Origin of the sequence: Paenibacillus ottowii (assembly GCF_050516475.1) — a bacterium.
Lineage (GTDB): Bacteria > Bacillota > Bacilli > Paenibacillales > Paenibacillaceae > Paenibacillus > Paenibacillus ottowii.
Genome location: NZ_CP191577.1, coordinates 475,302 through 491,383 on the forward strand (window position 1 = coordinate 475,302; position 16,082 = coordinate 491,383).

Below are 16,082 nucleotides of genomic sequence, written 5' to 3' on the forward strand. Positions count from 1 at the left end.
GGAGCTTTTTCTTTTTGAACATAATATACCCCACAGGGGTATTCAGGAGGAGGACTACCATGGAAAACCGCACGACCGACGGTGATAGGCATACAACGCTTCATATTACGGGGATGTCCTGCGCAGCCTGCGCAAGCCGTATTGAGAAAGGTTTAAATCGAATAGACGGCGTGGCGCACGCCAATGTAAATTTGGCTTTGGAGCAGGCGTCCATATCCTATGATCCCAAGCAGGTGGAAATTCCTGAATTCCGCGATAAAATTGCTTCTCTTGGTTTTGGAACTGTGAGTGAAGAAGCTAATTTGAATGTGACGGGCATGACTTGCGCGGCCTGTGCAGCTCGAATTGAAAAAGGATTAAACCGAATACCGGGTGTAACAGGTGCTACGGTAAATTTGGCGATGGAAACAGCACATGTGGAATATGCTGCTGGGAGTACTACGGTTAGTGATCTGGTAAGCAAGATTGAACAGCTGGGCTACGGAGCGATCCCACAGAGTGCTGAGGACAATATTGCGGATGTCCGCAGTAAGGATATCCAGCGTAAAAAATGGAAGTGGATGATATCGGCAGTGCTGTCGCTTCCGTTGTTGTGGGCAATGGTGGCTCACTTTTCCTTTACCTCATGGATTTATGTGCCGCAATTGTTCTTGAATCCATGGTTTCAACTTGTACTTACAACACCCATTCAGTTCATCATTGGATGGCAGTTTTACGTAGGTGCTTATAAAGCGCTTCGCAACGGCAGTTCGAATATGGATGTATTAGTTGCTCTGGGTACGTCTGCGGCTTATTTTTACAGCTTGTACCTTACTCTGCGTCCATCCGATGCTATGGCGGGAATGCCTGTCATGACCATGCCAGAGCTGTATTTCGAGACAAGTGCGGTACTTATTACGCTCATACTGGTCGGCAAATGGTTTGAGGCGGTAGCCAAAGGGCGCTCGTCTGAAGCGATCAAGAGCCTGATGAACCTACAGGCGACGACGGCACGTGTGGTACGTGATGGACAAGAGCTGGATATTCCGATTGAACAAGTGCGTGTAAAAGATATCTTTATTGTGCGCCCAGGGGAGAAAATTCCGGTCGATGGTGTGGTCGTGGATGGACGTTCGGCAGTGGATGAATCCATGTTAAGTGGCGAGAGCCTTCCGGTTGAAAAAGGAGCGGGTTCCCCAGTCACAGGAGCCACCCTCAATAAAAATGGAGTACTTCGTATTCAGGCTGAGCGTGTAGGTGGGGATACGGCGTTGGCCCGGATTATTAAGGTCGTAGAAGATGCGCAGAACTCCAAGGCCCCGATTCAGCGGATTGCGGATCAAATTTCGGGGATCTTTGTTCCCATCGTTGTTGCTGTTGCCGTGTTGACGTTTCTCGTCTGGTTTTTCCTTGTGACACCGTCTGATTTTGCAGGATCGTTGGAGAAAATGATTGCAGTTCTCGTTATTGCTTGTCCTTGTGCGCTCGGATTGGCTACCCCAACGTCCATTATGGCAGGCTCGGGACGTGCCGCTGAATACGGTATTTTGTTCAAGGGTGGCGAGCATTTGGAAATGACCCGTTCCGTCAACGCAGTGATTTTGGATAAGACAGGTACGGTTACGAACGGCAAGCCAGAACTGACGGATGTTATGGTTGGAGCAAGCAGCCTGACTGAAACGGATATGCTGCGATTGCTCGGTGCGGCAGAAAAAAGCTCGGAGCATCCGCTGGCGGAAGCTATTGTAAAAGGAATTGCTGATCGAGGCATTGAGTTCGGGGGGGCGACGGATTTTGAAAATATTCCGGGCTATGGTGTGAAGGCCCATGTGGAAGGCAGACAAGTATTGGTGGGCACACGTCGATTAATGAGCAGGGAAGGCATCGCGATTGATGATTCAGTCGAGCAGCAAATGAATGAATTGGAAGGCGCAGGGAAAACGGCGATGCTTGTCGCTGTGGATGGTTCCTATGCCGGATTGGTGGCCGTGGCAGATACGATTAAAGAAACGTCACGGGAAGCTGTTGCCCGTTTGCGAGCAATGAACATTGAAGTCATCATGATTACAGGTGACAATGAAAGGACAGCGCGGGCCGTTGCCGCCGAGGCAGGAATTGAACGTGTGCTGGCGGAAGTGCTGCCTGAAGGAAAGGCCGAAGAAGTGAAACGACTTCAAGAACAGGGCAAGATCGTAGCCATGGTCGGGGATGGTATTAACGATGCGCCAGCGCTGGCCACAGCCCATATAGGGATGGCAATGGGCACAGGTACGGATGTAGCTATGGAGGCTGCCGATATTACTCTCATGCGTGGTAACCTGAACAGCATTCCGGACGCGATCGAAATGAGCCGCCGGACCATGACAAACATACGGCAAAACCTGTTTTGGGCGCTCGGTTATAACGTGATCGGCATTCCGATTGCTGCTTTGGGCTTTCTTGCTCCATGGTTGGCGGGAGCGGCCATGGCATTTAGCTCTGTTTCGGTCGTACTGAATGCGCTGCGCCTTCAGCGGGTGAAACTGTAAGTGTAGTGATGTATCAGGCAGATGCATGCTGCTGGACACTTTTGCAGCAAGATCTATTTGTAATTTGGAGCAAGCAAGCACAATTTTGGCTTTCTGTGTGCTTGCTTTTTTGTTGTTTTTTTATTTTATGGATTCCATAGTGTCGTCCTTCATTGCGTTAGGTTGCTTATCACTGGCGAAAGTTTCATAATATTTGTAGGAGTGCCATGCAAGCATGCAAGAACCTTTTCGTGTACTCACAGCTTGAAGCAGATAAAGAGTTTAAATTACGGATTAGGAGTGAAGCAGTCATGAATGATACGATTTCCTTGTTGATGAACCATCGGTCTGTGCGAAAATTCAAATCAGATCCCATTACCGACGAGCAGCTCGCAGCTATTGTGGCAGCTGGCCAAATGGCATCCTCGTCCAGCAATGTGCAGGCATATACTGTTATTGCCGTTACAGAGCCCGCTTTAAAAACAAAACTGGCTGATTTGGCCGGAGGGCAGGCTTACGTTGAGCAATGCCCGACATTTCTGGTATGGTGCGCAGATCTGTATCGTTTGAAGCAGGTGACGATTCACCATCAGCCAGGGCAGCCTTCCTACGAAGGGTCCGTCGAAAATTATACGGTTGCAACCATCGATGCCGCTTTAGCTGCACAAAATGCAGCGGTAGCCGCTGAATCACTGGGCCTGGGCATCGTTTACATCGGAGGTATTCGTACTAAAATAGCAGAGGTAGCCGAGTTGTTAGGATTGCCAGAGCTGGTATATCCAGTGTTCGGGATGTGTATTGGTGTACCGGATCAGGAAACGGGCTTGCGTCCACGTCTTCCACTGTCCGGTGTGTTGCATATGAACGGCTACGACAAAAATCAGACGATGAAAGCTGTAGAGGCATACGACCACACATCAGCCGAATATTTGAAGGAACGTACGGGTGGTCAACGCTCTACACCTTGGTCTGAGCAAATGGCCACGAGATTGACCGAACCAGCGCGCTTGCAGTTAAAGCCGTTTTTGGAACAGAAGGGTTTCTTGAAGCAATAAAAGTGGAATAGCGACAAAAAACGCTTCAATGTAAAGTGGCGTTTGAGTAACATGTATATTTAAAATTACAAGAACCTCCTTAATTACGCATGAAGTTTCGCGTACATAAGGAGGTTCTTTGCTTTGCCTAGAAGCCTGTGATTGTGAGCCTTTTCGCAAATAGCTGATAGGCCTTTAGGAATTAGGCAGGGAGTAGAAGCGTCTCGTATTATCATAAAATAATTGACGGACAGCAACCTCATCTTGACGGGTCAGCTTGCTATACGCGCGAATGACCTCGGCAGTCATCCATGGATGCGTCTGTTGTCCGGTAAAAGGACCCTCAAATGACCATGGGCCGTCTGTCTCTGCCATAACCTGATTAGATGGATATTGTCTTGCCAAACTGCCGATCTCTTCTTCGTACAGAAGATCCGGTGTGAAGGACACATAATAGCCGTTCCGGGCCATACGTTCAGTCGTGGCGACCGAGCCCTTGAACCAGTGAAAATGCGCCTGCGTAACGTCGTGACGCTCCAACAGGTCGCAGGCGATATCTGCGTCCTCGTAAACGGCGTGCAGTACGATAGGCTTGTTATGCTTGCTTGCAAACTGGACAAAACGCTCCAGCAACGCAATATAGGGAGCGAGGTCAAAAGCATCTCCACTGCGTGTAGCCTCCAGCCGATTGTAATAGGGCAAGCCGACTTCACCCACCGCGACCATCTGCTGTACATGTTCGTCCATCCAGTCAAATAACAGGTCAAGCTCGGTTTGTGGCGGTAGAGCCTGTTCGGGATGAAAGCCGAAGGCTGGTCGTACCAGCCCGGGCCAACGCTCTGCTAGGCGCAAGTTGGCTTGACTGGAGGCAAGATGCATGGACACGGCTATGATGGATTCGACATGGTTATCGGCAAGCGAAGCGAGCAATTGCTCCTGTTGTTCCGGCGGGTAGCTGTCTACATGAATATGCGCGTCGATTAAGGGAACGGTTGCTGCCGCGTTCGAGCTATTTGCAGAGTGGAGGTTCCAATCATTCATAATGATTTACCCCGTCGTCAGAGGTGTTTTTATGTACACCTTCAGCGTTGTTTATGTCATCGTCCAATTTGTACTTTTCCTCACGCATCCAGGCAGTCATTGTCCGCTTCCATTCCATAAAGCGTGGATCGAGGGCGATTTCTTCCCTGCGCGGGCGGGGAAAAGGAACGTCTACGACATGCACCACTGAAGCAGGTCGCGCTGACAGCACATAGATGCGGTCGGAGAGCAGCAGTGCTTCTTCGATGCTGTGAGTGATGAACAGCACAGAGCGCCGGTTCTTCTCCCACATCTGCAATAACCATTGCTGCATATCTGCGCGTGTTAGCGCATCGAGTGCGCTGAACGGCTCATCCAGCAGCATTAGCTCCTGCGGGCTAAGCAGGGCGCGAAGAAAGGCCGCTCGCTGCTGCATGCCACCAGACAGCGTATGCGGGTATGCCTTCGCAAACTTGCCCAGTCCAACCTGCTCAAGCCATTGCAAGGCTTCTTTGCGGCGTTCACGTTCGCTGACGGATCGGCAGTTCGCTGCTGCATCTTTTCGCGGTGCGTTTTCCTGCCCGAGCAGTATGTTGTCCAGTGTAGTGCGCCACGGGAAAAGAGCGGGTTGCTGCGGCATATAGCTGATATGCCCGCGTTCACCAGTTATGTCCCGTCCATGCATACGAATACGTCCCTGCTGCGGCTGTAGCAGCCCGCCGATAATGTGAAACAGGGTGCTTTTGCCACTGCCTGACGGACCGATGAGGGAGACAAATTCTCCCGGCTTGACGGTAAGAGATATATCCTGCAATACAGGCAGTGAGCTTCGCTTTTCCCGGAAGGCGAGCCTGATCCCGTCCAATTCCAAAGCAGGAGGAGCAGGCGTCATTACCTGCACTGCTCCGGCTCGTTGCTGTTCATCAGCCATGTGTGGTAATGTCAAATCCGTCGGATGCAGACTCATATGTGCCACGTCCTTTCGTTGAGGCTTTTAATTCAATATGGATGCTATTCTTGATTTGGTTTCCAGCGAACCAACCATTTTTCCAGTAGTAGAATAATCACAAACATCAGTAAGCTGAGTGTAACAATAATACCGATAGCGGCAAAAATGAGATCCGTGCGATAGGCAGATTTTTGCAGCAACATATAATACCCAATTCCTTCACTGGCCCCAATCCATTCGGCAATGATCGCACCCATCACACTATAGGTAGCAGCGATCTTGATGCCGGAGAATACTTGCGGCAAGGAGTGAGGTAGCTCTAGCTTCATAAAAATAGCCCTGCGGCTTGCACCCGACATTCGCATATAGTTCATCATCACACGGTCTGTCCGTGTCAACCCGTCCATAGCCGCTACGGCCACGGGAAAAAAGCATACTAAAGTAATGACCATAAGCTTGGGCAGCACGCCAAAACCGAACCATACCATGAGCAACGGACCGAGAGCGATGATCGGAATGTTTTGACTAAGGATCAAGAGCGGATACAGAGCAGATTTGAGAAAAGGAATGATATGAAGAACGATGGCGATCAGCAGTCCCGTTGCAGTCCCTATAGCGAATCCCGCAAGCGTCAGGCGAATCGTAGCCCAAGTATGGGCACCAAGCAACGCTGATTGCGCTATACCCTCTTGAACGATTAGGGAAGGAGCTGGCAGCAGCCAGGATTCAATATGTAAATAGGAAACCGCCCCCTGCCAAGCCGCTAAAAAGAAGAGGACCGCCACAACGGGCGGCCATACGCTTTTCCACCAGGATACGTGCTTGCCTTTCGGATTCATGGGCGATACTTCTCGGTCAGCTTGCTCATGCTGATGCCCTGTGGGTTATGTGCTATTTTGATCTGTGAAATAACGCTGGGACTTCCGGCTTCTGTCAAGGCCTCATGCATGTCTTTGACGACTTTCAGCAATTCGTCCAATTCGCCCTCCATTGTCGTATCCAGTGGGTTCACCTGATGCTTGACGCCAGAACGCTGAATCACCTCAATCGCCTTGTCTACATATGGGTAGGAATCTTCGTTATTAGGAGTTTTAGGGATGACTTGAATACTGAGCAATGTGTTAGCCATGCGAAATTCACCTGTCCTTTATTGTTTAAGTTATAGGAAAATAAGATTGGTTAAGGTGGTTGAGACCACTTCGCGTTTCATTTGATCTTACGATCGCTGTTGCCGTGGGATTCTTTGAATTAACTTTAAAGGTAAGAATCCAACAGCAAAGGCGACCACTTCGTTTCTCCAGATTCAAATGAACCGCTCCGCTGCCAACCGCCTTAAAAGCACTTTAGTTTTTTGATAGATTGGATGGCATTTTTACACATAAGCGCACCTGCTTTTGCGCTTAGATACTATGAGACTAAAGAATAAACCAAGTGGAACGAAAACGAAGTGGGCGGAATGGTGCTGTACAAGCGAAGCGGTCGCTTTTGTCCCCGGATTTCTATCCTGTTGAGGCTTTATTTGGGAAATCCGGGGGCGGTGGCGATGGTAAGCACCATCCGTCCGCGTAGTGGCGCTTTGTTCACTTCTTTAGTTCAGTCTTTTTAGTTGGTAATTTAGCGTTTCTACAAATGATCAACGCTTGGGCAAGAAGTTGTTTGTGAAAGCTTTATCGACTTCCAAAGGTTTGCTGAGCAGCTTGCGTTCATACATCCAGTCCGAGTAGTTTTTCCATACCTCTGCTTTTTGTACGCCCCATTGCGTGGCATCGTCCTGATAACGCGGGCTTAGCCATTTTTGACTAGCGAGTACCAGTTTTTTGTCCAGCTCCGGCACAGCTTTACTTAAGATATCTGCCGCTTCTTCCGGATGAGCGATAGTGTATTCATAGCCTTGTGCAGTAGCGTTCATGAACGCTTTGACCAGGTCAGGATCATTTTTTATCGTCTGCTCATTGCTCACAATTACAGGTGTATAGTAATCGAGGCTTTTGGAATAATCTTTTACATACAGCATATCCAATGGCTCACCTCGAAGCTTGGCCTCAATTCCGGTCCATGCGTAGAAAATCCAAGCAAAGTCAATATCCCGCTTCACAGCTGTAAAATAGTCTGCATTGCCCATGTTGACGATCTTCACTTTGCTCACATCACCTTGGTCTGAATCCATGATGGATTTCATGACCGCTTCTTCTACAGGTGAACCCCAGCCGCCGTAGCTTTTACCCTCGAAATCTTTCGGGCTTTTAATTCCGCGGTCTATCGGGGCTGCGAAGCCAGAGGTATTATGTTGAATCACCGCAGCGATGGACACGAGCGGCACGCCTTGGATGCGAGCCTGAGTAACGCCTTCCTGATAACTGATCCCAAAAGGTGCGGCATTCGAAGCAACCATCTGATCAGCTCCGCCTGAACCTGGTTGAACAATTTGGACATTCAAGCCCGCTTTTTCGTAAAATCCCTTGTCCTTGGCGACATAGAGCCCCGTGTGATTCGTATTGGGTGTCCAATCGAGCACGATTTTAACATCTTTAAGCCCCTTTGCCGGGGTAGACGTTGAAGTGCCGGCAGCAGGAGCCGCCTGTTGAGATGCAGGGGAATTGCCGCCGCAAGCGGTCAGAGTCAGAGCCATGAGCCACAGAGTGATCAGACCCAGGCTTAACATGTTCATGCGCTTCATTCGTTGTGTTCTCTCCTTTTAATTACCCGTTATCCGTCCAATCAGACAGCTTAAGTTCCCCATTTTCACAAAAATAACATCTGCCGGAATGCAATCTTTCCAACAACCTCATCTTCAACAAAAAAAGCGTCCCGAGTTCCGGGACGCTTGCGCTTGTATATACCAAAGTAAGGGATGTCCTGTATTTAAAAAGGCACATCTTGCTCAAGCATTCCTACGCTGGCATTACCCAGATCAGGTTGTAAGGGTCAGTGTCTTGGGACACACTCTCAGCCGGCCGATTCCAGCACCCCTGGCATTGTATGGTTTAATGGGTTTGTTTATTCGGGTTTACTACGACGATTATATGCCTTGATCGCGGGTCTGTCCAGCCTTGAGGGAGGGCTTACGGTTCATTTGCCGAACGACAGGGTACACTTTTACTGTGAGCTTGATCAGAAAATGAACATGAATCATTATTCTGATCCGGCCATGTTATTTTCAGAACAGCCGCACAGTATGTTCAGAAGAGCTGGTGCCAGATGGCATAGCCGTATAGAATTCTAATTCGTAAAAAGGAGTTGTTGTGCTGTGGGTAAAACGGAGACATTGGATCGCAGTCAGCTGGAACAAGCCATTGTGAAGGCTTTGGATAACAACAAATTTTGCTCGTTAGGTACGGTAGAGGGCGGAAAACCGAAAGTACGCTATATGGCCCTTTTTAACGATGGAATGAACATTCATCTAGCAACGGATCGTAAAACACATAAAGTGGATGAGCTAAAGGACAATCCGAATGCTTATCTGCTGCTAGGGTATGAAGTGAGGGGTACAAAGGAAGTTTTGGAAGTGGAGGCTACCGTCCAGGTTACAGCTGATGAGGGGTTACGTAAACAAGTATGGAATGATTCTCTGAAAGAGTGGTTTTCTGGACCTGATGATCCTGATTATGTCATTTTAGACGTGAATCCGACTCGTATTGAATACTTGGGTCAACAAATGGAGCGCCAGGTGTGGACAAAATAGAAATGATATAAAGAACAAGCCAGCAAATTTCCAATCTTTTCAGGAGATTTACTGGCTTTTATTTTATTCGAAAACTAATTATTTTTTCATAAATATTTAAGCAAATGACTACTCTTTTGTCCTACATTGGATTAAAATAGGAATGGTGGGTTCAAAGCTTACATATATGTGCAAAAGTATGTATATGAGGCATACACCTTAATAAGGAGGGGTATATTTTGTTATTTCGTAAAAAATGGTTTAAAGGGTTTACAGCAGCAGTTGTAGCTTGTAGCCTGTTGGTGTTTTCGGCCGCTCCATCCTGGGCAGCTAGCGATTCTCGCGATAGCGGTACGGTGAATCTGCGGATCATGGAAACCACGGATATTCATGGGGCACTGATGAATTATGACTACTATTCAGACAAAGAAACCAACGAATATGGCTTGGTTAGTACAGCTAGTTTGATCCAGAAGGCACGTAGTGAAACAAGAAACAGTATGCTGTTCGATAACGGCGATTTGCTTCAGGGCAACCCATTAGACGATTATATGGCTCGTAACAAAACCTTTGAGAAAGAAGGCGGTGTCCATCCGGTTTATAAGATGATGAACCTGATGGGCTATGATGCTGCCACTGTCGGAAACCACGAATTCAACTACGGTCTCGACTTCCTGGACAAATCGCTCAAGGGAGCTGACTTTCCTTACGTAAATGCGAACGTCTATGTTGATAAAGAGGGCCAAGCTACTAAAAACTATTTTACCCCTTATCAGATTCTTGATAAAACAGTAACGGATGAGAAAGGTGAACAGCATACACTCAAAGTGGGTGTAATCGGTCTGGTAACACCTCAAATTATGCAGTGGGATGAAGCTAATTTGAAGGATAAGGTTGTTACGAAGGATATTGTGGAAACAGCCAAAAAGTTTATTCCTCAAATGAAAACAGAAGGGGCTGACATTATTGTCGTGCTTGCACATACAGGCTATGAGGATGTGCCGCAAACGCCAATGATGGAAAATGCCGTTAAATATTTGAGCAAGATAGACGGAATTAACGCGATTCTGTTTGGGCATGCTCACAAATCTTTCCCAGGTCCAGATTTTAAAAATATGAACGGGGTAGATCTGGATAAAGGAACCATTAACGGCGTACCAGCAGTAGAAGCTTCATCGTGGGGCAAGGATCTAGGTATTATTGATCTGAGCCTGGAAAAGAAAAATCGCGAGTGGCACGTAATCGACTCTCAGTCTCAAGTGCGTCCGGTTGTGAGTACCACTAATCAGGCTGCGCAGTTTATTCCTGAATTTAAACTGGTTGAAGCGATTAAAGAAGAGCACCAAGGAACGCTGAATTATGTTCGTCAACCTGTCGGTACAACGACTGCGCCAATTACCAGCTATTTTGCATTAGTGCAGGATGATCCGTCCATTCAAATTGTGACCAATGCACAGAAATGGTACGTTCAGAACCATCTTAAAGGAACAGAATATGAAAATCTTCCTGTATTGTCGGCAGGCGCTCCATTCAAGGCCGGTGGTCGCAACGGTGCCGAGTATTATACCAACATTCCTGAAGGTACAATAGCGATCAAAAACGTATCCGATCTATACGTATACCCGAACACGGTCAATGCCGTAGAAGTTACGGGTGCTGAAATTCAGGAGTGGCTGGAATGGTCTGCGGGTCAGTTCAACCGTATTGATCCTAGCAAAACTGAGGAACAATCGCTGATCAACAAAGATTTCCCGACCTACAATTTTGATGTGATTGACGGTGTGAATTATCAGATTGATGTAACTCAGCCTGCACGTTACGATGCGAAGGGAACTCTTATTGATTCTTCAGCCCATCGTATCAAAGATTTGCAATATAATGGGAAGGCTATTGATCCTGCCCAGAAATTTATCGTCGCGACCAATAACTATCGTGCTTCCTCTTCCAAGCTGGCCAATCCAGATGGCAAGCGAATTGTGATGGCAGCACCGGATGAAAGTCGTCAAGTCGTTATTGATTATATCCGGACGAACGGAACGATCAACCCGTCAGCGGACGGCAACTGGTCTATTGCTCCTTTTGGTCAGGCTAAGGTAACCTTCGAGTCCTCTCCTGACGCCAAAGACGTACTGGCCGGAAATCAACAAATTTCGTACTTGAGCAGTGCGGCAGACGGGTTTGCCAAGTATAGCTTAAAAGCTGGAGCGAAGCCTAGTACAGCAACAACTCCTGTAAAGGAAGCTGTAGCTCCCGCGAAGGCGACTGCGAAGCCAGCTGTTAAAACGGCCAAACCTGCGGCTGCAAAACCAGTTACAACAACGAAGCCAAAGACATCCAAATAACTTATGGATTTTAACTTCCGCTGAGCACCAAAAAATGAAGCAGCAATCTCTTTAACCAAGAGATTTGCTGCTTTTTTTGATGTCAAAGACAACACATCCCGAATTTATCTTGAGTGATAAAAAAAGTTTTGTTTTTGTTGAATATGTACTTAAGTCCTAGTTTATCATTGAAAAAAGGCAGATTTTTTGTAATAACACGTAATTATATAGTACTTTTGTTCTAATTGTTTGTGATATAATGATAAAAAAACCGGAAAATTGTTCCGAGGAGGACCATTATGACTTGCAGCAATTGCAGCATCATTTTACCTATTAAGGATCAAGGATTGCTGAAAATTAGGCATTCTAGGGTGTTGCTTACTCCAGCATTAGACGGCTTGGGTTTGCTTTCGGAACAAGTGAAACAAGAACAATGGTGTGAGGATACCATTGTGTTTCGCTATGACAGTCGTTCAGAGTTGGAGCGGCTGGTGAACGGACTGGCTCGTCTGCCACAGGAATGCTTGGACCGCATGCAAGTGGTGGTGACTGGCTTGCATCATGTTGAGGGATTTGAGGACTGGCTTTTATTTAGCCAGTTGCAAGCCCGAATGCAACATCCGGATCTGGTGAGTATTATTAACAATCAAAGCTTTACCAGCCATATGCAGCCCATCGTTAACTACAAGCTGAATATTATCGGATTTGAGTTTTTGCTGCGTCCGTCACAGCCAGATAAATCTTTTCAGCCTTTCCGACTGTTTGAAGTGGCCCGTGAAGCTGGCTTGCATGCTCATTTGGATCGCTCGGCTCGTATTTCCGCTATTGAAAAAAGTGCGACATGCCTTCCGGCGGGAATTAAACGATTTATTAACTTTCTCCCTTCAACCATTTATAATCCGGCTTATTGCTTGCATCATACTTTTGAGACGATTGAACGGTTATCCATGAATACAGAGGATTTTGTGTTTGAGGTTGTAGAGACGGAAGAAATAGATGACCTCAATTTTTTGCATCAAATCTTTGAACAATATCGTACACGGGGAGTTTCGGTAGCATTGGACGATGTAGGGGCAGGCTATTCTACGACAGAGCTAATGAATTGCCTCCAGCCGGATTATGTTAAAATTGATCGCAGTATAATTGATGGTTGTCATCGTAACAGTGATCAGAAACGGCAAATTACAGGGATCGTGGAATCTGCTTTTCGTTTTGGAGGTCAAGTGTTGGCTGAAGGCGTAGAGCAATTGGAGGATTTTGAATTTTGCCGTGATGCAGGTGTGTCACTGGCCCAGGGCTATTTGTTTGGTAAGCCCGAGCCTGCTCCGCCTTCGAACTTTATACTTAGCAGAGTAGTGTAATCAGAAATAGCATATTCTATATAATAACATTGATATAAATAACCCGGTGATCTAAGATCACCGGGTTATTCCACATTTTTAGAGCAATCAAGTTTTTTTATGCATGATTAAGCTAGCTCATGTGATTACGATTATAACGTGATGACGTATAACCCCAGCGGTGTGGTCGCACTACCTGCAACCATGAAGCTAAAAGAATAGCTCGACTTGCCAGGAGGAACGCTGATGTCAGCCAGTCGGCATACCTTGGTATTATCTTGGAGCAAGGGGATACCATATACATGACCATCCACGCGTACAGACCCGGCGAACGCACCTCCACGTGGATTGGCATAGACTCGTACAGTACGTCTCTCACTACTGTGATTAACGATAGGAATGGTTGCGTTATATATCGTTCCGAATTGTCCGCGATTATCAAGGGCAGGTCCCAACTCGCTGCGTGCCCCGGTAAACAGCAGATCGACAGGAGTTTCACCGTTCAGCTTCTTAGTAGCACATGCTCGGTAGTCGGCGCTTTGCCCTACTACATACTCCGGCATGCGCGCATTTGTTTCAGAAAAGGACCATACTCCCCGCGGATGCGCCTGCGGCGGGGGCACGGGAGGGAGCGCGTCCATATGAATGTCGCGCAGATCGGTCTTCGTATCTTTGCTGACTACCGTGCGAATCACGTAATCCAACGTCCCGTGGCCTTCGGCGTATTCTACTGTGAGGTCATAGATGAATCCCGCCAATGATCCTTCGGGCAGCTCAAATTCCTCCAGCAAGGCGGTGCCTTTGCCGAATTTGTGGCGGTCTGCTGGCTTCAGACGTTTCATCGTACCTGCCAAACAGCTTTTGGCAATAGATTGCCCAACATCAATGATCCAGTTGCCGTCCTCAGGTACTATCTCAAGGGCACGCTCAATATGGCGTACTTCCAGACGGGCCCTACTTTTGTTCTCTACAGTGATGCCCAGCTTAACAGGTCTGCCGATTTTATTATAATGCCAGCCGAAAATCCGGTGTTTGACTGTTCGGGTGGTGGTGCGAACCACATCATGCCACAGAGTGGCTTGCTCGGTAGGTACCGTCACGTGGGTAAGCGTCTCCGGGTTATCGCTAAGCATTAGGCGGCGTGTTCCCCCCTCAGTGGCTGACTCCACATCCACATGGATGTTGGGTGGGATCACAGCTGATTCTACAATCAGATCCTTTGGCTCCTTGGGTCGAAGGTTCATATAAATTCCTCCCTAAATTCAAGAATGGCACCGCTTTTGGTTCATGTATATGGGCAGTTCATAAATATAGGTAACGCCAGATCTATGTATACAATCTGTTTTTCAAAAAAATTAAAAATATATCTTAGTCTATCTATAGCAGCTCTGCTCATGCGCTGAAACAAGCATACAAGTATCTCGCTTCCCTGCAATAACGATTCGCATACAGGTATTGCGTGTATGTTAAAAGCATAAGCTATTGGATGTACAGAGAAGACACAGGAGGGAACCATGCCTAAAAAAATATGGTGGAAGGAAGCTGTTGTTTATCAGATATACCCAATCAGTTTTCAGGATTCTGACGGAGACGGAAAAGGGGACTTGCGCGGTATTTTGTCTCGGCTGGATTACCTGTCTGAGTTGGGTATTGATGTCATCTGGATTTGCCCAATATATAAGTCGCCCAATCATGATAATGGATATGATATTAGTGATTATTATGCCATTATGGATGAGTTTGGGACAATGGAGGACTTTGATGAGCTTCTCCATCAGGCACATGAACGAGGCATTAAAATTATGATGGATTTGGTATTAAACCATACGTCGGATGAGCATCCGTGGTTCACGGAGTCACGCTCGTCGAAGGATAATCCGAAGCGGGACTACTACATATGGCGAACAGGCAAAAATGGCGGATATCCGAATAATTGGGAGTCGTACTTCTCCGGTTCTGTGTGGAAATATGACAAGCTTACAGACGAATATTACATGCATTTGTATTCCGAGCATCAGCCGGATTTGAACTGGGAAAATGAAGAGATGGTGGATGAACTCTATCGAATGGTGGAATGGTGGTTAAAAAAGGGAGTCGACGGCTTCCGTTTTGATGCCATTGCCCATATTGTGAAAGCCGAAGGGCTGCCGGATGCCCATAATCCCGACAAACAAACCTTAGTGCGCGCCTACCAGCTCTTTTCCAATCTGGAACAGGTACATGTACTTCTACGGATGCTGAACGAAAAGGTACTGGAACGTTATCCCTTAATGACGGTTGGTGAAACTTCCGGCTTAGGACCGGAGCAGGCACTGGATTATGTGGGGGATCAGCGGCATGAGTTGAATATGGTGTTCCAATTTGAGCATATGTTTATTGATGCACAGGGGTTGGGAACGGAAAAATGGAAGTACAAGTCGTGGACGCTGGTAGAGCTGAAAAAAATAATGAGTAGTTGGCAGACGGTGCTTCATCAGGAAGGCTGGAATGCCAATTATCTTAACAATCACGACCAACCGCGGGCTCTTTCCCGATTTGCGAATGATAGACAATATCGTGTGGAATCCGCCAAAATGCTGGCAACCTTCACACATATGCTTGAGGGAACGCCTTACATTTATCAAGGTGAGGAAATTGGGATGACGAATATTGCCTTCCCGTCGATTGATGATTACCGGGACGTAGAAACATTGAATTATTATGAGCAGCAACGGAAACTCGGTGAGCCAGAGGAGCAGATTATGGCCGAAATCTGGCGAAAAAGTCGGGATAATGCGCGCACGCCCATGCAGTGGCATGACGGACCTGCAGCCGGATTCACTGAGGGAGAACCGTGGATGAAAATTAATGATAACTACACGCACATTAACGCAGAGGCAGAAAGAAATAATCCAAACTCAATTTTCCACTATTATCGCAAGCTGATTGCTCTGCGCAAACAACATGAGGTTATAGTTTATGGCGAATACAAGCTGTTGTTGCCGCTGGATACAGAGCTGTATGTATTTACGCGAACGCTGGGGCAAGAGCGTTTGCTGGTCATTTTGAATTTCTTTGATCGTGATCCAGTGTTTCACTGGCCCGAAGATGAGGAGCTCTCTGCCGCCAAGGCTGAACTGCTTCTCTCCAACTACGAACCAATAAAAGGAGAAAACCTGCATGCCTTGAAGCTGCGCCCTTATGAAGCCAGAGTGTATAAGGTAACCTTGAAATAGGCGTTGTTATTCTTTGGATGGTAAAAGGAAAGGGGAGGCTCCGATACACGAGTCTC

General features: G+C 47.2%; 13 protein-coding genes and 1 riboswitch. Of the genes, 7 read left to right on the plus strand and 6 right to left on the minus strand.

The genetic code is table 11. The annotated features are described in order from the left end of the window. Window positions 1-59 precede the first annotated feature (59 nt). Window positions 60-2,507 carry a heavy metal translocating P-type ATPase gene (locus ACQQ6X_RS02130; RefSeq protein WP_305167866.1) on the plus strand — a complete coding sequence of 816 codons (2,448 nt, stop codon included), beginning with the start codon at window positions 60-62 and terminating at the stop codon, window positions 2,505-2,507. A gap of 290 nt (window positions 2,508-2,797) precedes the next feature. Next, window positions 2,798-3,541 carry an oxygen-insensitive NADPH nitroreductase gene (gene nfsA, locus ACQQ6X_RS02135; protein ID WP_305167867.1) on the plus strand — a complete coding sequence of 248 codons (744 nt, stop codon included), beginning with the start codon at window positions 2,798-2,800 and terminating at the stop codon, window positions 3,539-3,541. A gap of 174 nt (window positions 3,542-3,715) precedes the next feature. Here the strand turns inward: nfsA and ACQQ6X_RS02140 are convergent, their stop codons facing one another. From ACQQ6X_RS02140 to ACQQ6X_RS02155, 4 genes are read right to left on the minus strand one after another with little or no spacing between them, the layout of a single operon-like run. Further along, entirely contained in the window at window positions 3,716-4,561 is an 846-nt protein-coding gene (locus tag ACQQ6X_RS02140) for a TatD family hydrolase (RefSeq protein WP_305167868.1), read from the minus strand. Next, the gene (locus ACQQ6X_RS02145; protein WP_305167869.1) at window positions 4,554-5,507 is read right to left on the minus strand and encodes an ABC transporter ATP-binding protein; all 954 of its coding nucleotides are present in this window, start codon (window positions 5,505-5,507) and stop codon (window positions 4,554-4,556) included. The genes ACQQ6X_RS02140 and ACQQ6X_RS02145 overlap by 8 nt, the downstream gene beginning before the upstream one ends. 44 nt (window positions 5,508-5,551) lie before the next feature. Continuing rightward, window positions 5,552-6,328, minus strand: coding sequence for an ABC transporter permease (locus ACQQ6X_RS02150; protein WP_305167870.1), 777 nt, complete (start codon window positions 6,326-6,328; stop codon window positions 5,552-5,554). After that, the gene (locus ACQQ6X_RS02155) at window positions 6,325-6,618 is read right to left on the minus strand and encodes an MTH1187 family thiamine-binding protein (RefSeq protein ID WP_064796898.1); all 294 of its coding nucleotides are present in this window, start codon (window positions 6,616-6,618) and stop codon (window positions 6,325-6,327) included. Before ACQQ6X_RS02155 ends, ACQQ6X_RS02150 begins: the two co-directional genes overlap by 4 nt. A gap of 302 nt (window positions 6,619-6,920) precedes the next feature. Here ACQQ6X_RS02155 and ACQQ6X_RS02160 point away from each other — a divergent pair, with 302 nt between their 5' ends. Beyond that, entirely contained in the window at window positions 6,921-7,058 is a 138-nt protein-coding gene (locus ACQQ6X_RS02160; RefSeq protein WP_305167871.1) for a hypothetical protein, read from the plus strand. Window positions 7,059-7,122: 64 nt separating this feature from the next. On the opposite strand, the gene ACQQ6X_RS02165 is transcribed toward ACQQ6X_RS02160, so the two are convergent. Continuing rightward, window positions 7,123-8,166: an ABC transporter substrate-binding protein gene (locus ACQQ6X_RS02165; RefSeq protein ID WP_305167872.1), complete on the minus strand. Its 1,044-nt coding sequence runs from the start codon at window positions 8,164-8,166 to the stop codon at window positions 7,123-7,125. 194 nt (window positions 8,167-8,360) lie between these two features. Then, window positions 8,361-8,470: riboswitch (TPP riboswitch) on the minus strand. Between the two features lie 266 nt (window positions 8,471-8,736). Between ACQQ6X_RS02165 and ACQQ6X_RS02170 the strand changes: the two genes are divergently transcribed. From ACQQ6X_RS02170 to ACQQ6X_RS02180, 3 genes are all read left to right on the plus strand, one after another. Beyond that, window positions 8,737-9,171 carry a pyridoxamine 5'-phosphate oxidase family protein gene (locus ACQQ6X_RS02170; protein ID WP_305167873.1) on the plus strand — a complete coding sequence of 145 codons (435 nt, stop codon included), beginning with the start codon at window positions 8,737-8,739 and terminating at the stop codon, window positions 9,169-9,171. 218 nt (window positions 9,172-9,389) lie between these two features. Next, on the plus strand, window positions 9,390-11,492 hold the full coding sequence (locus ACQQ6X_RS02175) for a bifunctional 2',3'-cyclic-nucleotide 2'-phosphodiesterase/3'-nucleotidase (protein ID WP_305167874.1): 2,103 nt from the start codon (window positions 9,390-9,392) through the stop codon (window positions 11,490-11,492). A 278-nt stretch (window positions 11,493-11,770) separates the two neighbouring features. Next, the gene (locus ACQQ6X_RS02180; RefSeq protein WP_305167875.1) at window positions 11,771-12,832 is read left to right on the plus strand and encodes an EAL domain-containing protein; all 1,062 of its coding nucleotides are present in this window, start codon (window positions 11,771-11,773) and stop codon (window positions 12,830-12,832) included. Between the two features lie 131 nt (window positions 12,833-12,963). Here the strand turns inward: ACQQ6X_RS02180 and ACQQ6X_RS02185 are convergent, their stop codons facing one another. Then, entirely contained in the window at window positions 12,964-14,055 is a 1,092-nt protein-coding gene (locus ACQQ6X_RS02185; RefSeq protein WP_305167876.1) for a hypothetical protein, read from the minus strand. A 270-nt stretch (window positions 14,056-14,325) separates the two neighbouring features. Here ACQQ6X_RS02185 and ACQQ6X_RS02190 point away from each other — a divergent pair, with 270 nt between their 5' ends. Then, complete coding sequence (locus tag ACQQ6X_RS02190) at window positions 14,326-16,026, plus strand: glycoside hydrolase family 13 protein (protein WP_305167877.1); 1,701 nt, start codon at window positions 14,326-14,328, stop codon at window positions 16,024-16,026. Window positions 16,027-16,082: the final 56 nt, after the last annotated feature.